General features: G+C 42.5%; 21 protein-coding genes. 13 read left to right on the top strand and 8 right to left on the bottom strand.

The features are described 5' to 3' along the window. Positions 1-143: 143 nt before the first annotated feature. The 5 genes from RQP52_RS33650 to RQP52_RS33630 all read left to right on the top strand — a co-directional run bounded on the left by RQP52_RS33650 (position 144) and on the right by RQP52_RS33630 (position 3779). Positions 144-368 carry a DUF896 domain-containing protein gene (locus tag RQP52_RS33650; protein ID WP_315955887.1) on the top strand — a complete coding sequence of 75 codons (225 nt, stop codon included), beginning with the start codon at positions 144-146 and terminating at the stop codon, positions 366-368. A gap of 163 nt (positions 369-531) precedes the next feature. Beyond that, on the top strand, positions 532-1095 hold the full coding sequence (locus RQP52_RS33645; RefSeq protein WP_315955886.1) for an NADPH-dependent FMN reductase: 564 nt from the start codon (positions 532-534) through the stop codon (positions 1093-1095). A 37-nt stretch (positions 1096-1132) separates the two neighbouring features. Then, entirely contained in the window at positions 1133-2131 is a 999-nt protein-coding gene (locus tag RQP52_RS33640; protein WP_315955885.1) for a type I glyceraldehyde-3-phosphate dehydrogenase, read from the top strand. 284 nt (positions 2132-2415) lie between these two features. Continuing rightward, positions 2416-2871, top strand: coding sequence for an NUDIX hydrolase (locus RQP52_RS33635; RefSeq protein WP_315955884.1), 456 nt, complete (start codon positions 2416-2418; stop codon positions 2869-2871). A gap of 266 nt (positions 2872-3137) precedes the next feature. Beyond that, positions 3138-3779, top strand: coding sequence for a hypothetical protein (locus RQP52_RS33630; RefSeq protein ID WP_315955883.1), 642 nt, complete (start codon positions 3138-3140; stop codon positions 3777-3779). Between the two features lie 138 nt (positions 3780-3917). On the opposite strand, the gene RQP52_RS33625 is transcribed toward RQP52_RS33630, so the two are convergent. Beyond that, a complete protein-coding gene (locus tag RQP52_RS33625) occupies positions 3918-4526 on the bottom strand; it encodes a hypothetical protein (RefSeq protein WP_315955882.1) in 609 nt (202 codons plus the stop codon). Positions 4527-4688: 162 nt separating this feature from the next. Here RQP52_RS33625 and RQP52_RS33620 point away from each other — a divergent pair, with 162 nt between their 5' ends. The 6 genes from RQP52_RS33620 to RQP52_RS33595 all read left to right on the top strand — a co-directional run bounded on the left by RQP52_RS33620 (position 4689) and on the right by RQP52_RS33595 (position 10566). Beyond that, a complete protein-coding gene (locus RQP52_RS33620) occupies positions 4689-5207 on the top strand; it encodes a DUF4275 family protein (RefSeq protein WP_315955881.1) in 519 nt (172 codons plus the stop codon). A 47-nt stretch (positions 5208-5254) separates the two neighbouring features. Continuing rightward, positions 5255-5950: a CTP synthase C-terminal region-related (seleno)protein gene (locus RQP52_RS33615; RefSeq protein ID WP_315955880.1), complete on the top strand. Its 696-nt coding sequence runs from the start codon at positions 5255-5257 to the stop codon at positions 5948-5950. A 144-nt stretch (positions 5951-6094) separates the two neighbouring features. Then, positions 6095-7183 (top strand): endospore germination permease, encoded by a 1089-nt coding sequence (locus RQP52_RS33610; protein WP_315955879.1) that lies wholly within the window; start codon positions 6095-6097, stop codon positions 7181-7183. Beyond that, positions 7180-8652, top strand: a complete 1473-nt coding sequence (locus RQP52_RS33605) for a spore germination protein (RefSeq protein ID WP_315955878.1) — start codon at positions 7180-7182, stop codon at positions 8650-8652. Before RQP52_RS33610 ends, RQP52_RS33605 begins: the two co-directional genes overlap by 4 nt. A 5-nt stretch (positions 8653-8657) precedes the next feature. Continuing rightward, positions 8658-9803, top strand: a complete 1146-nt coding sequence (locus RQP52_RS33600) for a Ger(x)C family spore germination protein (protein ID WP_315955929.1) — start codon at positions 8658-8660, stop codon at positions 9801-9803. Positions 9804-10017: 214 nt separating this feature from the next. Then, positions 10018-10566, top strand: coding sequence for a hypothetical protein (locus tag RQP52_RS33595; RefSeq protein ID WP_315955877.1), 549 nt, complete (start codon positions 10018-10020; stop codon positions 10564-10566). A gap of 60 nt (positions 10567-10626) precedes the next feature. On the opposite strand, the gene RQP52_RS33590 is transcribed toward RQP52_RS33595, so the two are convergent. Beyond that, on the bottom strand, positions 10627-11517 hold the full coding sequence (locus tag RQP52_RS33590; protein WP_315955876.1) for an AraC family transcriptional regulator: 891 nt from the start codon (positions 11515-11517) through the stop codon (positions 10627-10629). 145 nt (positions 11518-11662) lie between these two features. On the opposite strand from RQP52_RS33590, the gene RQP52_RS33585 reads away from it, so the two are divergent. After that, a complete protein-coding gene (locus tag RQP52_RS33585; protein WP_315955875.1) occupies positions 11663-12574 on the top strand; it encodes a DMT family transporter in 912 nt (303 codons plus the stop codon). A gap of 70 nt (positions 12575-12644) precedes the next feature. Here the strand turns inward: RQP52_RS33585 and RQP52_RS33580 are convergent, their stop codons facing one another. Continuing rightward, on the bottom strand, positions 12645-13442 hold the full coding sequence (locus RQP52_RS33580) for an AraC family transcriptional regulator (RefSeq protein WP_315955874.1): 798 nt from the start codon (positions 13440-13442) through the stop codon (positions 12645-12647). 224 nt (positions 13443-13666) lie between these two features. On the opposite strand from RQP52_RS33580, the gene RQP52_RS33575 reads away from it, so the two are divergent. Further along, positions 13667-15130, top strand: a complete 1464-nt coding sequence (locus RQP52_RS33575) for a sulfatase family protein (RefSeq protein ID WP_315955873.1) — start codon at positions 13667-13669, stop codon at positions 15128-15130. A 67-nt stretch (positions 15131-15197) separates the two neighbouring features. On the opposite strand, the gene RQP52_RS33570 is transcribed toward RQP52_RS33575, so the two are convergent. The 5 genes from RQP52_RS33570 to RQP52_RS33550 form a co-directional block, all read right to left on the bottom strand. After that, positions 15198-16277, bottom strand: a complete 1080-nt coding sequence (locus RQP52_RS33570; protein ID WP_315955872.1) for a stalk domain-containing protein — start codon at positions 16275-16277, stop codon at positions 15198-15200. Between the two features lie 119 nt (positions 16278-16396). After that, the gene (locus RQP52_RS33565; RefSeq protein WP_315955871.1) at positions 16397-17284 is read right to left on the bottom strand and encodes a DMT family transporter; all 888 of its coding nucleotides are present in this window, start codon (positions 17282-17284) and stop codon (positions 16397-16399) included. A 15-nt stretch (positions 17285-17299) separates the two neighbouring features. Next, on the bottom strand, positions 17300-18613 hold the full coding sequence (locus RQP52_RS33560; RefSeq protein ID WP_315955870.1) for a sodium:solute symporter family transporter: 1314 nt from the start codon (positions 18611-18613) through the stop codon (positions 17300-17302). Between the two features lie 2 nt (positions 18614-18615). Continuing rightward, on the bottom strand, positions 18616-19314 hold the full coding sequence (locus RQP52_RS33555) for a response regulator transcription factor (protein ID WP_315955869.1): 699 nt from the start codon (positions 19312-19314) through the stop codon (positions 18616-18618). Next, positions 19314-20081 (bottom strand): sensor histidine kinase, encoded by a 768-nt coding sequence (locus tag RQP52_RS33550; protein ID WP_315955868.1) that lies wholly within the window; start codon positions 20079-20081, stop codon positions 19314-19316. Before RQP52_RS33550 ends, RQP52_RS33555 begins: the two co-directional genes overlap by 1 nt. Positions 20082-20113 lie beyond the last annotated feature (32 nt).

Below are 20113 nucleotides of genomic sequence, written 5' to 3'. Positions count from 1 at the left end.
GACAGCTTTTGATCTTGATCACTGAACCGGAAATCAAATTAATTGAAAGCAAGCTATTGACAATTATCTTAATATCTAATATCTTTATATTAAGATAAACGAATTTAAGATATTGTCTAATCGATTTCAAGGAGGTAATGGGAATGATTCCAATTTTGAACCGTATTAATGAACTGAGTAGAATTGAGCACAGTTCAGGTCTATCTGATACTGAGGAAGCGGAACAAGCAGCGCTTCGGACGCAGTATTTACAGATTTTACGCGGGCAACTATTAACAACGCTTCTGAATGTGTCTGTAATGGATGAATTAGGGAACGATATTACACCTAAAAAACTTCTTGATAAAAAAGTAGCTAATGATCAATAATTTTTTCTCAAATATCTTAAATTTAAGAATAAGTAAATTAAGATAGTTTTGAGATTGGCAACCAGACTGGTTATATAGCCGCGGCACCTAAACTAAAGTTATCCCACACTTAATATGGAAAGTATTGTATGATTATATGAGAATGAATTCCGGAGGTTGGCTGATGTCAATAAGAATAGGGATTATTGTAGGAAGTTTGAGGGAAAACTCTTTTAATCAGATGATTGCGAATTCGATTCCAGAACTTGTAGATTCCGTGGAATATGAAAACATATCGATTGCTAATCTTCCCCTCTATAACGCGGATTTGGATCATGGAGAAGGGCCAGGTCCGGTTAAGCATTATCGCGAGGCGATTCAGAAGACGGATGGCATTCTTATAGTTAGCCCGGAGTACAACTCAGGGATACCGGGAGTACTGAAAAATGCACTGGACTGGGCATCTACACCTACCAAAACAGCCGTCTTAATTCATAAGCCTTCAGGTGTGATAGGCGCAACACCAGGCGCAAAAGGGACGATTCTTTCGCAGCAGCAAATCAGACAAACGTTGGATGCCATCCAGTCCTATGTGATGCCTGCTCAAAAAATGTATATTTCTCAAATCACGGACAAGATTGATTCAAATACTCGTAAGCTCACAGATGATACGACTCGCAAATATTTACAGCGTTATGTTCAATCATTTGTGCAATGGATTAATCAGGTACAACGGCTTAATGAGTAGTGAAGATAATAACTAAACTATATATATGGAGGCTATTATGGGTAAAATTGCGATTTTTGGATTTGGACGTATCGGAAGACAGCTCCTTCGGGCGGCGTTGCAACAAAATTTGTTTGTCCCCTTTTCCATTTCGGATATTAAAGACGAAGCTACGCTTGCCGCACTTTTTGAAGTGGATACAAATTACAAACGTTGGCATGAGAAAGTATCTGCTCAAGAAGGCGCAATCGTAATCGGCGACCGAGAAATTCGTTATTTGAATTCGGTCGCAGAATTGCCGAATTGGGGTGAGTTAGGCGTGGAATTGGTCATTGATTGTACCGGACGAGCCGTTACGCGATCAGTAGCTGAACTGCACTTGGAGCGAGGCGCCAAAAGGGTGCTTGTCAGCGGCCCGAGCAAAACCTTAGAAGATTGCGACGCAGTACTTCTTAAAGGAATTAACTTAGAAAGCTTCGATCCGGAAAAGCATAAAATCATTAGCATGGCGAGTTGCACGACCAATGCGCTTGCACCGGTAGTCAAATTGGTCAGAGAAAACTATGGCATTCAATACGGATTATTCTCCACGATACACTCGTATACGAATACGCAATCGTTGACGGATCAGCCGATGAAAGACCGACGGGATTCATGGGCGGCAGCCGAGAACATCATTCCGTCATCCTCAGGTGCAGCCAAAGCTCTGAAATTCATTTGGAATGACCTGCAAATCACAGGCAAAGCCTACCGGATTCCGACCCGTACTGGGAGTATCGCAGAACTTAATTTAATAACGGAAAAACGATGCACCGTTCAAGAGATTAACGATATGTTTCGAGAAGCTGCAAGAGAAGGCGAATTAAAGGGAGTTCTTGATGTTTTGGAAGGGGAATGGGCCTCGTCCCGTATCGTAGCTGATCCCCATTCTTCGATTATTGACTTGCCTTTAACCCAAGTACAAGGTGAACTATTGTCTGTCGCTACTTGGTACGACAACGAATGGGGTTATGCTTCACGGTTGGCTGAGGTAGCCTCATATCTTGTTGCAAAATGATAAGCTAGACGATTGATAATGAATTGGATGCATCTTAGAATGTATGAGCGAAGCCAAAGGCGACAGCCAATACATTCTAAGATGCATCTTTTTTCATTTCCGACAACTCCTTTTAAGACTCCATCATTAACGGGTAACGATAACTCAATTCATACAGATTAATCAGACGACCATAAACGGCCGCTTTTTTCATGATACCAGGCAGGATAACGAATTCGTCTTCGTGAATACATTAATTATGTTTGATTAACTTAACGAAGGGTAAAAGACAAAGGAGACAATTCATGGGATATATAATGGACTTAAGAAACTTTGTTGGCTCAAGCCCGCTAATAATGGTTGGGTCATGTGTACTAATTTTTAATCAAGCAGGGCAATTATTACTCCAAAGGAGAACCGATAGTAATGATTGGGGAACCATTGGAGGCTCATTGGAACTAGGCGAATCATTAGAAGAAGCAGCAGCTCGAGAACTTTATGAAGAAGCAGGATTGGTTGCGGAATCCTTCAAATTCATAACGATTTTATCGGGAAAGGATATGTACTATAAGTATCCTCATGGTGATGAAATCTATAATGTTATGGCAATTTATGAAGCCCAGAATGTACATGGTAATCCTAAAGTAAATGACAATGAAAGCCATGAACTAAAATATTTTTATTTGGAAGAACCAATAGAGAATTTAAATCCTTTTACAAAGCATTATCTTAGAAGAGCTGGATACATAGTGAAGTGGTAATATTTCATTCAACTATCGGATAACGAAAGCTCCATACACATCCAGGAAGAGGCTGCCCATAATCGGCAGCCTTTTTAGGTTACAGTTTAGTTGGGAAAGTATAAATCGCAGTTGACAAAATCAATATATTCCATTATTTTGTAATTAGATATTAATCTAATTAGATAGATGATAAATTTGTCTGGAGAATCTTATCGAGAGTAGTATGTTTAGTTATATATACAAGCCTTTACAGTCAACAATTTGTGGACTAAATTGGGGGAATCATGTCAACGGTAGGAATCTTAGGAGTAGTTCATGACAATGAATTACGGAAGAGGTACCATTTAACTTTGGAATTAATAAGAGAGTTAATTCTAGAATTTAATCCAGATGTAATATGCGGTGAAGTACTTCCCGACAGTTGGGAGAAATACAAAACTGATTCCTCACATCGAGGATATTGGGGCGAACCAGCAAGCGAGTACTGGGATCTAATTTTTCCATTATGCGAAGAGTTGAAGGTTGATTTTGTACCTATTGATTGGGTGGAACTTGATGTTTGGATGGATTTTGACCCATTCAAGAATCATAGTGAGGTACAACGAAGTGCTTTGATTGCTGTATCAGAGCAATGGTTTCAAAGACAACTTTCCACTTGGCATTCCAGTGCTATTCCTTTCAATTCAATAGAATACGACAATATAACGAAACAAAAATACAAATGGTTAGAGCAAATTAACCCTGAGTCACATGTATTTCGATGGGAGTGTAGACATCTAATAATGATTCAACGAATTAATAACGCTATTAATAAACATCCAGGGAAACGATTCTTGTGTATCGTAGGTGCAGACCATAATCATGCGATATACGAAGGTTTGGTTAAAAATAAGGATATACAACTTGTATACCCTTTAAGAGAGTGAGGGGAGAATCATAATCAAGTGGTTCTTTCGCTCCTAGAAAAGACTAATTATTCTGTTCGGCCTAATCCGATACAAGAAGTATAAGGAATATAGCTTCAAAAAATGTCGGGTGAAAAGTGCTTTATCCCTATAAATAGCTTAATCAAATTGAACATCTTGATCCAAGATAACTTCTTTCGGTGAACTTTCCATTGGTGGTGCATAAGGAATCAAAGCGAAACGGACATCATTCATATTGTCAGGTAAGCGTGGAGTAATTAAAAAAGTTATTTGAGTATGCCCACCACCGCCATGAGAACCATTCCTGTGGACGTTGTATTGTTGACTGCCGCTAATATCGAGCAGCAGTTGGGGACGTATGTAACCAGTGTTTACGTCGTTTTGAAGTTGCTGTATTTCAACAAATACAATGCTGCTGTTTTCATGCTGCATGGAATGTGTTAGGGAATATTCAAAACCATCAACTATGGATTTCTTCATAATAGGTAGGACGTTTAAAAGTTCGCCGGATTCGTTAAGCATAATTGGAGTGCTGCTTGAATTAAGACTGTTAAGCAACCAATTGATTTGTGGAATGTCTAGACCATATTGGTTCGACCATTCTTGTACAAGTTCTCTAGAGGGAATGAGTCGCCTACCATTAGATAATGCTTTGCGTTCAGTTAGTAGTCGGATAAGGGATTCGTCAATTGCCTTGACTTCATCATTGTATTCGTTCGGTATCATTTTCAGTTCAGACCAAGCCATCATTATATCCTCCTTGATTCCAAAGTATTCCTTTTCCAATTATAACAATAATAAAGCGAGAATAGAAAAAGCAGCAATGAGGGGCTGCTCGTAGCGCAACCACGTTCTCCCATTTCGGTATAAATATTGTTCAAATATAAGCTAAATAAGTGAGGTATTTTAATGAATTATAATATGTATAGACAAGATATTAATCAAATGATAGACAGTTTACCTGATGAAGAATTAGTGAAAGTCTACTGGTCTATTGAAGAAATCCGCCAAAAATATCTTTTTACTAAAACCATGCAAGATAAAGGGGTAGTTATTGTAACTTTACTAGATAAAGAGCATGGAATTATGGATAAATGGGATAGCGTATTTGCAAAGAATATTAGCGACGAGACCAAAAGGCAAATTCGTTATGATCAGTATAAGTGGCATATTTTTAGTTTTAAGAAGCAAAATTGTATTGAAAAAGAAGCAGCGAGAAATGCATTTGATGCTGTAACTAAAACTGAATTATTTGTCATGTATCAAAATATACCTGATATTGTATTTGAATATAATAACGCTAGTGATATTGTTGCCTCCGATTTTGATTATGAGCAAGATATATATCTATTTGATAAGAGTTTTACATGGACGTATGTATACACGCATGAATCAATGTGCGGACCATACTTTTACAAAATTGATTAGGGCTAGTTAAGCTTTTCAAAAATCGAAAAAGAGGCGTACATACAAAAATGAAAATTGGCATTGTAGGTGACTTTAGTCCAAAGTATCCGTCGCAGATCGCTACTAACAATGCGCTTAGGCACACTTTAGGTAAATTAGGGATTTCTATTGAGTTTGAGTGGATTGCAACAGCAACAATAAATAAACAATTGGATGCCATCAAACATACTTACAATGGGTTTTGGATTGGCCCAGGTTATCCAGATTCTCTCGATGGGGTACTTAGCATTATTCAATTCGCACGTGAAAACGATATACCTTTGTTGGGAACATGCGGGGGATTTCAATACATCATTATGGAATATGCAAAAAATAAGTTGATGTTGGAACATGCAGCCCACGAAGAGCGCGACCCACATGCTTCGCAAATAATAATTAGTAAGCTGGCCTGCTCATTAGTTGGTCAGAAAGGTGAAGTTATCCTCAGGAAACATTCGAAAATCTTTGATATTTATAAGACCGAATATATAAACGAACAATTTAGGTGTAATTATGGACTAAGTTCCCAGTATGAAAAACAAATTCATGATAGCGGATTAAGAATAGTAGGAACTGATTCAGCAGGTAATCCAAGAGTTATAGAAATACCTGAACTTAAGTTCTTTATTGGTACGTTATTCGTTCCCCAATTAAGCTCCACTGTAGATTCAACTCATTGTATCATTGACTCCTTCATTACTACTGTAAAAGGGCGCCTAATATAGGTGCTCTTTTATTATGTATTCACTTATGTATGCACCTTTCAACGCAACGAGTCAGCCTCTTCGATGTAACCTGTTTCGTATAAATTCAGGAAAATGCAGCATACTACAGGAACAATTTACTAAATTAAAAATCGGAGGGTGCTGATGAAAAACGGTTCAATCACGTTTTTGCAAACAAGCATGATGTTAATGCTTTCTATTGGATTGTTAAACCATGTCATTATCATTCCGATGTTATTACAAAAAGCACAACGCGACAGCTGGATCTCTGTTCTGCTTGCGGGCGCGTTTTTTATGATTTGGGTTGTTTTGCTTTATTCGGTTATTGGTAAAAATCGGGATATGCCTCTATTCCAATGGCTCAAGCTTAAATACGGCGCAATGGTATCCTACTTGCTGGCAGGTTTTGCTTGCATTTACATATTTACTTTATCAACGATTACTTTAAAAGATACTGTTACCTGGATTCATCTTGCCTTCTCAACGAATACCCCAATCATTGTTTTAGCCTCTGCCTTGCTGATCGTTTGTTCTATTAATGCTTATAAAGGTATCGAGTCGATAGCTAATACAGCGGCTATCTTTTTACCATTTGTTGTCATATTAGGTTTTTATGTGATGACAGCCAATCATCCGAATAAGGAATACTCCTTGTTAAAGCCTATTCTGGAATTTGGCATGAAGCCCGTCTGGCATGGGGTTATATATGTCGAGGCAGGATTACTCGAACTATCGCTGCTGTTATTTATAAAGCACCATATCCGTACCCGTATTTCGTTCATGTCCCTTGTGGCACTGACCTTGATTCTGATTTTACTAACATTCGGTCCTTTAGTCGGCGCAATCAGCGAGTTCGGCCCCAAGCAAGCCTCCCATTTAAGGTTCCCTGCTTATGAAGAGTGGAGGCTAGTGACAATCGGTCACTTTATTGAGCACATGGATTTTTTAAGTATATATCAGTGGTTCAGCGGGGCCTTTCTGAGAATCTCACTGACTCTTTTTTTGATCAACGATATTCTGGGTATTGAGAAAAAAAGGAATAAGACCTTATCCCTATTCCTTATATGTTCTATTCAGTTAATAGCGACATGTTTGCCAATTAGTGATCCTAAATTTATTAATTTGATTACAGATATTCTGTTACCAGGTATATTTTGGGGGATGTCGGGCTATTTCCTAATTATTATTGGATTAATTCATTTCGGACACAGATGGAGAAGAGTGAAATCATGAGAAATAGGTTGGAATCGTTGGGATCAGCGGAGGAAGAACCATATGGTTCATTTCAGCGGTTGTTCAAAGACTGCAGCGATGTGCATATTAACAAACTGAATGTCACCCAACAAGATGGATCCTCATTTTTGTTGCTGTTTGTTTATTGCGATGGGCTGTGCGATACACACCGAATTCATCAATTTTTTATTCCTCATCTGATTGAAATGTTTAAAGAACACACCATATCGAACGACAGCGAACTACAGCGGCACCTACCCTTTCAGCTGAACCCGGTCCCGCAAGATTGGGATGACGAATACATCATAAATAAGATTTTTAATGGGGAGCTGCTGGCGTATTTCCATGAAACTGCCACCATGTACACATGGGATATAGCCAATGCCCCGCAGAGAAAAACGGAGGAATCGAGTGCCGAGATTTCGGTAAGAGGACCTCGTGACGGCTTTATTGAAGATGCGAGGGTCAATGTCGCGTTAATAAGAAAAAGATTAAAAACAAATGCTCTAGCCGTAGAAGAATATACGCTCGGAACGCAGACGCAAACCAAGACGTTGCTTCTTTATCTGAAAGATGCGATTAATCCAACCATTGTTGAGGAGGTTACATCCCGATTGGCCAGCTTGAAACTCAAAGGGATGATCAGCAGTTCTCAACTGGAGGAGGGACTAGAAAGTAATAAGTATTTTTCGAAGTTTGTCTATACCGGGAGGCCGGATTTTGCGGTGAACTCCCTCATGCACGGCAGGTTTGTCATTGTGGTCGATGGTTCCCCAACAGCGATCATTGGGCCCGTTAACTTTACCTTTTTGCTCAATACTTCGGAAGATGCTTATACCCTAAATTGGTTTGTCATGTTTACCCGATTGTTAAGGTTGTGTGGAATATTTTTTTCCGTGTTTCTTCCTGGATTTTGGATCGCATTGCTTACTTATCATCAGGATCAGCTCCCGTTTACTTTGCTGGGTACTCTGCTCATTTCCAGACAAGGTGTTCCGCTGCCGGCTCCTCTCGAAGCCGTTGTGATGATTCTTCTATTTGAATTATTTCGTGAAGCGGGCATGCGCTTGCCATCTTCATTCGGACAGACCATCTCTGTTGTTGGCGGATTAATTGTCGGACAGGCGGCCATCAGCGCAGGTATGACGGCACCGGGGATTCTGGTTGTCGTAGCCATCTCCGTATTAGCTTCGTTTACCATGGTGAATCAAAATATGGTTGGCTTCGTGAGTCTGATAAGATTAATCATACTGATTGTTAGCGGTGTACTTGGATTGTTTGGATTATTGATTTGTATGTTAGCTATTGCTATCTACATGGTTAATCTGCAATCGTTTGGAATCAAATATCTAAGTCCGGTGGCACCAATTAATTTCCGCGATCTATTGAAAATTTTATTCCGTATGCCTTGGGGGAAGAAGGAAGGTGTACCTGGCTTCATAAGAAAATCCGGAGATGATCAAACGTGAGGTTAATGCCCCTTTTATTGGTGATTGGAATTCTCCCTCTACTGCTTACCGGTTGCTGGGGGTTAAGGGAGATTGAGCATCTAGCCTATGTCAATTCGATTGGCATTGATTATGTGAAAGGCAAAGTGGTGTTCTATACCCAGATGATCAGTTTTAATAATATTGCCAAAAAAGAAGCGGGAGCCGGGATGAGCAAGGAAGTGGTTTCCATTGGCAAGGGTGAAGGTAGAACCGTGGATGAAGCTATCTTTGATCTTTACAAGACGTCACAGCAAAGATTGTCCTGGAGTCATGTGAAAACTCTAGCATTTACGGAAGCGGCGCTGCGGGAGGATGTCATTCATGGCATTTTGGACCAAATGGACAGGTATTATGAGTTCCGGTATACCATTTGGACGATGGCAACTCATGGCTCGATCTTGGATATATTTAGCACAAGCCCAACCCAAAACATGTCTACGCTATACTCACAATTAAATAACCCGCGTGACCGTTATTCCCAAAGTTCGCTTGTTGCTCCATTATATTTGTCCAAATTTATTTGGAAATGGGATGAAAATAGCCGAATCCTGTTGCTTCCCGAATTAAGCGTCAATGAAACTAGTTGGGTAGAGAATAAAAAGCCGTCACCACAGCTTCAACAAGATGGGGTATGCGCCATACAAAATAAACAATTGCTGGGGTGCTTTAAGATTGACGAAACTATGGGTCTACGATGGATGGAGAAAGAAACTGTACGCACCCCTTTGATGCTTCAGATTGACAATAAACCAATTGCGATGATGGTTGTTAAAAAGATTAAACCCTCCATCGAACCTAAGCTATCGAACGGCAAACTAACCTTTCACATTAAAGTCCAAATGGAAGGATCAGTAACGGAGCAGGAAAAGCCTGCAAAGGAGAGTGACATGAAAGAACTTGCTGAAAAGGAAATAAGGAAGCAGATTCAAAAAACCTATTTGGCCGGCCTTAAATTAGATGCAGACCTTCTAGGCCTTTCTGATTCACTCTACCGATCCAATCCGAAGGAATGGCACCGACTTGTTAAAAATGGGGTTTTACCTTTAAAGCCTGAGTCATTAGGGGAGATTGATATAAATATAGGAATAACTGATGTAGGGATCGCTAAAATACTTAAAAAGAAAGACTGAGGAATCTCGGAGCGTCGTTTGCTAGATAATTGATGATCTTGTCCTGCTGCATCCGTCCATACCAAATCAGACTATTTCTCATTTCATATATAGGAAATCTTAAATATTTTGAGAGTGGTGGTAGAGATGGCCTTTACGGTTCCTGTGGTTTCAATTTTCACAGCGGGTGCGGCTTCCGGCGGTACTTCCCAAGAGCGGCAAGCCCGGCAAGGAAATGACATTTCAAGCTCGAACCTGGCATGGGGAAGCGGCTTCTCCCCTGGAGTATGTCATCTATGTAAGCGGGGAATTCCTCACCAGTTCCGGCAACGTCATTGGCATGGGTGGACCGCGCTTCAAATTTTTTAACAGCACTACCGATTATGGTCTGTATGGGCATATCGTCATGAGCGACGGAGCACTAAATTCGTACGGGCTTGCACATGAAGCCGGGCACTGTTTATTCGGCCGGTTTTTGAACAGCAACCAGAACAGCTTTACGATTAACGATCCATCCAATCCTGGCAGCGATCACAGCAACAATCCGCAAAATCTCATGTTTCCAACGATTCCGAACGAAAATCCGCAGATTGTATCGTCACAGTGCAGCACCGCCAGACAAAGCAAAATTGTGCTGCAGAACGCTTCGAACAGCCGAGGCAGAATTATTAAAAACAATCTGACGACGATGAAAAAACTAAACGCCAGAATCATTGCCAAAATGAGATTTATGAAGAAGGATACGTTACGTCCCCCTGTAAAGAGAAGACGTAAGTTGGCCTAATGTGTAAGCTATCCCGGATCTGTCTTAGCGGACGACCCGGAACTGCTTTTTACATATGTTTCAGATAATAGAGGAGGAAGAAGAGCGGAATTCCTTGGGGGTAAGGTTGCGATGTTTTTTAAATGATTGAATAAAGTGATTGACGTGATTGAAACCAACTCTTCTGGCAATTTCGGTTATCGCATATTCCGTTGATGCCAATAGCTCGCAGCTCTTTTTAATGCGGTACTTGATCAAATAGTCGTAAGGGGTAATATGGATGCTTTTTTTAAAGCCGCGAGTACACTCCGATACACTCAAATGAGCCGCATCAGCGATTTCCTTTAACGTTATATGATTTGTAAAGTTCTGATGAATAAAGCTAAGCATCAATTGCAATCTTTCTTGTTGTAGTCTGCTATGCTTAGAGGCTTCCTCTGACGGTAACGAAATGTTCGAGATTAGGATTAACCATAACTTGACCGTTTTGATAGAAATCTCATACTGCCATCCCCAGTTCTTTTTCCATTCAAACTCCTTTTTCATATCGTTAAGGATTTGAAGGATTTCATTTTCCCATGCTGCGTCTCCTTTGATTTCTAGCGACAATAGGTAGGAGTTGGTATAAGGAAGTACATAATTTCTCTCCATGGCACTATCTGAATAAAAGGCGAGCAGCTTCTCCGGAAAATTAAAGCTCACATATTCCCCGTCATTCGTAAGGCGAGTCACAATGTGCAGAACACTTTTGTTGATAAAAATAGCCTGCCCCGCTCTTAAATCATAATCGATGCCATTGATTTGAATCGTCAGTTTTCCTTTGGTCACCAAAGTCATTTGTAATTCTTCGTGCCAGTGCAAGTCGTTAACTCCTCGGCCTAGAGGGACAGATCCGTGATTCGTATGGGTATACATGATATAGGGGAAGGCCTCGTCAGGATATTGAATGGCTTCATACAATTGTTTTTCCAAAGGGCAACTCCTTTTTGACTATATATCCATATAAATAAGGGATATAATTGCACAAAATATACATGGACGATGTTATTATTATATCCAGCTTCGGCTAACCTTTACAATTCTGTGCACAGGAGTTGTTGAACAGCTTGGAGGAATTATGGATAGATTAATGAAATCTGCCTTGCAATCGCATCCGTTTATTTTACTAGCCATCAGCATTTTATCCGTCTCGATCTCATCCATCATGATCAAATTTTTGGATTCGCCCACGTCCGTGGCCGGGATGTATAGATTATTTATTTCTGTCATTCTAATGTTCGCTTTTGTCCCATGGAGAAGGATTCGCACCTTACGGTTGGATAGAAAAGATTGGGGTATCGTGCTTTTGGCCGGTCTTTTTCTTGGCCTGCATTTTCTCTTTTGGATGGAATCTCTGGTCTATACTTCTGTAGCAAGCTCCATGGTCATCTTGTCGTTGCAGCCACTGTTTGTCATGATCGGTTCTTATTTATTATTCAAAGAACAAGTAAATCGGCTAATGGCCGGTTGCTTAATCGTTGCTCTTCTGGGTTCAATCCTCATCGCTTGGGGAGATATCGGGATTTCAAAAGCAGCACTGATTGGAGACGGCTTATCGTTAGCAGGAACGCTATTTGTTTCCTTCTATTTATTGGCGGGGCAGAAAATAAGCCATAAAATAGATGCGAATGTATACAGCATCATCGTTTTTTTTATTGGCGGCATCGTCCTGCTTCTCTACAATGTAATGAATAACATCTCACTTACGGGTTATGACTCGTCCGAATGGACGTATTTCTTGTTGCTTGCGATCATCCCGACCTTATTCGGACAATATATCTTTAATCTATTGTTGAAGTCAGTAGGGGCAACGACGGTCTCAGTAGGCATTATCGGTGAACCCGTTCTTGCCATAATTCTCGCCTATTTATTATTAGGGGAGGCCATTACCTTATTTCAGTTCTTAGGCGGTATGCTGACTTTATTTGGCATGGGCATGTATTTCTGGTCCAAGTCTTTGACTGGGAGCAGGAAAGCCACCAATCGTTGATTTGACCGGTAAACAGCGCCACCCGGGATGGGAGGCGCTGTTTCATATCTTAGTGCACGATCTGTTTCGGTTAAAAAAGCTGCAGCGATGGAGGGGACAATCCCGAATGCTTATACGCTGTCGGAGACATCGACGTATACTTTTTGAAAATACGGAAGAAATACGAATGATCGTAATAACCCAAATAATTGGAGATTTCGGTTACCGAAAGATCGGAATTCGTCAACAGATTGCAAGCTTCTTTCATACGCAATAAGTGAATGTACTGAATGGGGGAGACCCCCATAACTTCGCGAAACATGGAGATTGTATAGTTGGACGAGCGGTGTATGAGGGAGGCAAGTTCATCGATCTGAACGGGTTGCCTGTAGTGAGCGACCATGTATTTTTGCAATTCGTTCGCGAGCTTCAGCTTAATCGGCGCTGCTTCCACAAGTTCAAATTCACGTGCGGCCATTCCGACTAATTCCTGTAAAATCCCGCTGACCAAATATCGATTGAATTTGCCGTCTCCGACGACTTCGAGATATAGTTTTTCGAACCGGTGCTTGAAATACTCGAAGTTACGAATTTTACACTTGATGAATTGTCCTTTTCTGAAAATAGGAAGTTCCTCTGAATCCTCTTCCCCGTGATTAAACAGGACGGTGAATTTTTGATGTTCACCTTCATCGTTTTCACCTGCACGCAAGGTGTTAATCGGTAGGAACAGCAATTCTCCTTTTTCCCCAATCACCGTTCGATCGTTGATCGTGTATTTGATTTTACCCTCAATCATTAGCACCAGCACATTATGGTTTAACAACATCAAGTTAGTACGCCAGTTCGGAATGCGGTTATCAAAATGTACGGAAAGAAGGGACAGCATAGCAATGTTCCTTTCAGGCAGTATAACTAGACATTAGCAGTATACATGGAATAATTCAATAATCCTTTTATAAATGAGCTTTTTAATTAAATATTAGAAGAGAATCGTACACATGATCCATAAAATATGCATGGACTATCCACTAGTGTGTTTAGTACGATTCACATTAAGGAGAGCGTTTTCAAAGTATAAGCTTAAATCATACGAGAAGGAGAGTTTAAAAGATGAGAATCTTGCTGCTTGATTTGGACTCCACTAGACCCGACCATCTAGGATGCTATGGTTACCAGCGAAATACGTCGCCAAACATTGACAAAATTGCTGAGGAAGGCGTCAGATTTTCGAATTATTACACGTCGGACGCGCCCTGCTTTCCTTCACGGACAGCGCTTATGACCGGACGATTTGGCATCCATAACGGAGTTGTTGGACATGGCGGTACAGCTGCTGACGTTCGGCATGAAGGAGAGGACCGTCAGTTCCGCAGCCGATTAACGAGTGAATGTTTCCCTGCCTTATTTCGCTCCGCCGGTATGAAAACGGCTCTCATCAGCCCTTTCGGTGAAAGACATTCTGCCTGGACATTTTATGCCGGGTTTAACGAAATTCATAATACAGGAAAGGGCGGTATGGAATCCGCTGAGGAGGTTACTCCGCTCGTTTTGAATTGGATTCAGCAAAATGCGAAACAAGACGATTGGTTCCTATATGTGAATTATTGGGATCCGCATACCCCGTACCGCGCACCGGAGGAGTTCGGTAATCCGTTTGCGAACGACCCTCTGCCCGAGTGGATTACGGATGAGGTACTGAAGGAACATACGACACGTAAGGTTGGCCCACATAGCGCCCGTGAGATCAGCATGTTTGATAATAAAACGAATCCGAAATTCCCGCGCCACCCGGGAGATTTCACGGATCGTGATGGGCTACGTCGTGTCATCGACGGTTACGACTGCGGCATCCGCCATATGGACGATCATATCGGCATGTTATTTGGTGAGCTGGAGCGTCAGGGTGTGATGGAAGACCTCGTCGTGATCATTACGGCCGACCATGGTGAGAATATGGGGGAACTCGGGATCTACGGAGAACATGGAACCGCCGATCAAGGCACCTGCCGAATTCCGATGATTATCCGCTGGCCGGGCATGATGAAGAATCATTTGGATGAGGGCTTGCATTATCATCTGGATATTTTGCCGACGATTGCCGAGCTGTTGGGCAAATCACCGGCTCCGTCTTGGGACGGCACCAGCTACGCTGCGGCACTGCAGACAGGTGAAGCCTGCGGCAGGGACTATTTGGTGGTGTCGCAATGCGCGCATGTCTGCCAACGCAGTGTCCGCTTCGGCGATTATTTATACGTGCGGACCTATCATGACGGCTATCATTTGTTTGATAAGGAAATGCTCTTCAATCTGAAGGAAGATCCTCATGAACAGCATAATCTTGCACAAAGTGAGAGGGATCTATGCAAAGATGCCGTGTACTACCTGAATGAATGGCATGACGAGATGATGGATTCGATGGAGTTCGATAACGATCCGCTATGGACGGTTATGAAGGAAGGTGGGCCTTATCACGCGAAGGGTCATCTGCAAGATTACGTCAGCTGGTTGGAACAGACGGGGAGAGCTTATGCGATTCCTGAGCTTAAACGCCGGCATCCGGCGGAGTTCAGGTAGGATGGAAAAAGAGGCTCACCCCTCGTCATTTATATGACTTGGGGTAGCCTCTTTTCTATCAAAATGATTATCTTCTAGCGTTGAATCCGACAAAAGCCTTTGTATTGAAATCGAACACAGCTGTCAACGGTCCAAGAAGCTCGTCTTGGTCTGTGTTGTAAGTAACTGTCACGAAATTGCCGTTATCAGCTTGCACGTCAGCAAGCAATTTCTTTTGCTCATCGGTGGAAGCCAATACGCCTGCTTCTTTAGAGGAAACGATTTGAACAGCAGCTTCGTCTTGTTTTGTTGTAATATGAGACGCTTGCTCTTTCACTTGCGCCCATGCCAAGTTGCGGTACTCTTGCGCTGCCTCTGGCGACATTTTCGGAGTGCCTGTTACAGGGGATTGTGCCTGAACAACGAGCAAGTAAACTGGGCTTTGAGGAGGAAGGCTCTTCGTCTCCATCGGACCGTAGTAAGCTTTAACTTTCGTGCCGGCTTTCAAATCTTCCCAATTCACAGATTCGCCTTGGGATGTCATAACGCGAGTTTCTTTACCTGCGTTCAGTACTAAACCATCTAATTGAACTTGCCAGCCGTCATCTGTATGTTTTACTTCTTTGATTGTATCTTCTTTGACCAAACGGTCTGCATAAACGTTAATGTTTACAGCTTGTGCTTGACCTGGGTAGCTCATCGCCATTGCTGGTCCGAATCCGGCATCAATTTGAGTTCCGACTTTCAGATCGGCTGCAGTTAACGTTTTACCGTCCAAGCCTTTGATAACAGTGGATTTATCTACGTTTAAAATGACCCAAGTGCTGCCAAGCAGCTCGATGCGGGCGCTACCGTCATCTTTAGCTTGCACGCTTACAACGACACCGGTTGCACGCATCAAGTCAGCCGCTTCGTCGAGCTCGATTTCTTTGTTAGCTTCGTCATATTTTACGGTATATCCAAGCTGCGTTGCAGCATCGCGTACTGGGAGATAGGCTTTTCCATCGATGTAGACAGGTGTAAGCGCGCTGTCTTGTCCGTTAACAACAATTTTTACATCCTTTTGCAGGTAACCTGTTACTTTTTCCACGATGCCTTCAGCTCCGACTGCCGCCGTTGTACCAAGGATCCCAGCCAAAGTTAATATTACAGTTAGTTTCTTTTTCATATGATAAAGCTCCTTCCGGTTTTTGAAATGTAGGTTTTTTTATGTCGACAATTCATCAAACGGAAGTCGGTTCGAAAAGGTTGCAGTTGTCCTAAAAATTTGTTTGTTCATGGATTTGCTCACTGCGAAAACACCCTCTGAGACTTGCTTTTAGAAAAAGTCATAGAGGCTAACGTAACACCGCCCACGATGAACACGGAACCGAACATTTGCTGTGAAGTAACGAGCTGGCCGAGAACAAGATAGCCAACAATCATCGCGACAAACGGTTCCAGGTTCGAGAACATGGCCGCTTTCGCTGCTCCAACCTTTTGCAGTTGGCTGTTCCAAACGAGGGTGACGATGCCGTGCATCAAGATAGCCGTGACAATCAGCAAGATCCATGCCCATGCTTCATGGCTGATGTTCCAGCCTGTCCCATTCGCGAGCACAATCGGTACCATCGTGCCGAATCCGACCAAGGTCGAATAAAGTGTGATGATGATAGGCGGCAGCCTGCGAGTCAGCAGACGTACTAAGACAATGGAGATGGCAAACGTAATCATGGTGATAAATATCCAGAGGTGACCTATGTGAAATTCCAGCCGAGCTCCATTAAAAACGACGAGAAAAACGCCGGAGATAGCCATTAACGAGCCAACCAGCATGCTTATCGATAAAGTTTCTTTTAAAAATAGGGCTGCCAAAAGGGCTGTCGTAATGGGGGTTAGTGCGAGAATAAGCGCCGAGGTGGTCGGGTCGGCTGTTTCTAACCCTTGATAAAATGACCGCTGGTTAATAAATACACCGATGATACCAAGCAGGATAAGCAGCTTCCACTCCTGTTTGCTAATGGGAAGGAAGTGGTGTCGAATCCATGTATAACCAATTAGAAACAGGGATATGAAGAGCAAGCGAGCCATCGCAATAAATAAGGGGGAGAATTGTTGGACAAGGATGTTGCCAAAAACAAAGTTGCTCCCCCAAACGGTAACGCAAAAGATTAACAACAAGTAGGAACGAAGCATGTAAGTGAATTCCTCTCAATGATTTCCCAGGTGTTTCTTCATAAACTTACCGCACCAATACACAATCACGAGCAGGCTCGACACCATCATACTCACCCAGACGGCCTCTAAATTTCCTAATGTGTAGCGGTTTGAATAACCCGCGACCAGCCCGATCAATGCGCAGAGCGGAATGAAATTGTCCACTTTGCCTTTGCTGAAAACGATGAACAGAAGAGGGACAATGAGTGCCGCGTAGATAATGCCAAAGAAAAAGAGCAGATCCAGCAGTGTAGGGGTGAAAAAATAAGTAAGCACAAACGACAAAACGCCGATCGTTATCGCCAGCATATACCCCATGCGCATCTTCTGCTTCTCATTGGCGTCAGGCTTCAAGAGCGGATACACGTTGCCCGCAATGAGACTGATCATGGAGTGCAGCCCTGCTCCGAAAGCGGAGGTTACAGCGCCGAATGAACAGAGAACGAACAAAACCAACAGGAAGATTGTGTCAATCTTACGGATAAGATCAAATAGGAGCGAATAAATGTTATTAAAGCTGCCTGTAAAGATGACGACCATGATTAACGATGAAAAAGCTAGCGGAACGGTTGCCCAGATGAGCCCGGAAAGCAGGAAGGTAGGCACGATTTTTTTGCTTTCGATCATGTACAGACGCTGCCACGTTGCTTGGTCGACGAAAATTTGCCCGAAGCCAATTAATAGGCCCGTACACATAAAAAATAAGCCTTCATGATTGTTCAGCACAAGCAAATAAGGATGATAGAGGCGAATGCCTTGATAGACGTTTTCAACACCTTTGGCAATGAAGAAATAAAGAGGGATCAGGATAGCTGCGGCAAACATCAGGATGACTTGAACGAACGCCAAACGCTGGATAAGCGCCATGCCGCCAAAGCCGACATAGATAACGCAAAGCAGGAAGAAACAAAGCATGCCGATCGAAATCGGGACGCCTAGCAAAATGTTGACAAGCACACCGGCAGCCATTCCTTGCGTAAACAAGCCCTCAATGCTGGTGATAAGCAGAATCACGATCATCATCCAATAGCCGAGGCCGTGCAGTTTATTTTGAAAAAAGTCCCCAATGGTCAAGCCGTCGCCGTACTCTCTACGCACCTTTTTACCCAGCCATCCAAAAGCCATTAGCGCAATAGCTCCCATCAACGCATAGCCAATTCCACCAAAAATGCCGTATTTGACGAGCGCTTCGGGAGAAGCGAAGATGGTAATCCCGGTGACCCATCTGGCTAAGATCGCTATGACCCCGAGGCCAATGCCTATCTTGGCTGCTCCCTGCGCATATTCACGAAATGATTGGTACTGCAAAATTATTTCTCCTTCTCGCGAAATTCTTTCGGTGTTTGGTTCGTGCTTTTGCGGAAAATGGTACAGAAGTAATGCTGGCTGTTAAAGCCGCTTTTCTCTGATACGGTGGAAATACTCCACTCGGGATGAGCGATGAGATATTTTTTAGAAATCTGGATGCGGTATTGCATCAAGTATTCAGAGAACGACACGCCAACCTCATCATGGAAACGCCGACTTAGGTAGGTTGGGTTAATATGAACCTCCGCGGCAAGATCGGCAAGCGCGAGCTTCTCCGCATATTTTTCATGGATGATGGTAAGCGCGTCGTGAATGACATGGGAGTACTTGGATTGTGGCATTTTGTTGCGGTATTTGCTTAGAATATCCACTAATTCACTTTGAATGACCGGCTTTGTCATGTAATCCACTACGCCAAGCCGAATGGATTGTTTGGCATAGTGGAAGTTTTGGTAAGCGGTGACGATAATGAATTCCATATCCTGATTATGCTGACGCAGCTCTTCGCCAAGCTCCAGTCCTGATTTGCCTGGTAAATTGATATCAAGAAAAGCCAGATGAATTTTCACCTTTTGGCTAACCGCGGCAGCCTGGCTGCTATCGGATGCTTTGTACAAATTCCAATAAGGAAAAAGCGGGTGAATCAGATACTCAAGCTGTTCCAGCTCAAGGGGCTCGTCATCCACGAGTAATACGTTCATTAGGGCACCTCTTTTAAGTTAGGTTCTAGGATGAATGGCCATTTGACCTGCACTTTCGTGCCTGTCTCCGGGATCGATTGAATCTGCAAGCTGGCGTGATCGCTGAAGTAGAGATGCAGTCGGCGTCTGATGTTGTCCAAGCCATGCCCGCTTTTCTCCTCGATGGCTGCTTCCACTTGCTCCATCGTGCCATTATCGAAGACCGTAAGGTTAGCCATCTCTTGTTCGAGGAAAAAATGGATGTCCAGGTTCACGGCTCCAATTTTCCTCTCCAGCCCGTGCTTAAACGCATTCTCAACGATGGTTTGCAAAACAAAAGGCGGGATATAGGCATCCTGAATGTCATCCTCACAGGTTAGCGTGACCGTAAGGCGAGCGCCGAAACGCAGCTTTTGAATCTCGATGTAGTACTCTGTGTAACGAATTTCCTCCCGAAGAGGGATGACAGGTTCCGTGGTTTTATATTTAAACTTAAGGAATTGGGAGAAAACCTCAAGGGCTCTGACCAACTCTTCCGTCCGTTCCAATCGCGCCAGGGTTAGAATCACATTCAACGAATTGAATAAAAAATGGGGCTGAATTTGCTGATTTAATTGGTTGTAAAGCGATTGCTGAAGCTCTTTTTCCAGCTCAATTTTCTTCGTTTTGTTCTCCAAGAGATCGATGCGCTTCTCGAAAACGAACAAAAATAATAAAGTAATAGCTCCAATAATTGGAGCTAGAATAAACAATAAAATGAGTAAGGTAAAACCCTCAAAGCTAAGCATGAGATCCCTTCTGCATACGTTTTAATATATGG

Origin of the sequence: Paenibacillus violae (assembly GCF_032461945.1) — a bacterium.
In the GTDB taxonomy this organism is placed as follows: Bacteria; Bacillota; Bacilli; order Paenibacillales; family NBRC-103111; genus Paenibacillus_E; species Paenibacillus_E violae.
This window is presented reverse-complemented; position numbering and strand designations above follow the sequence as displayed.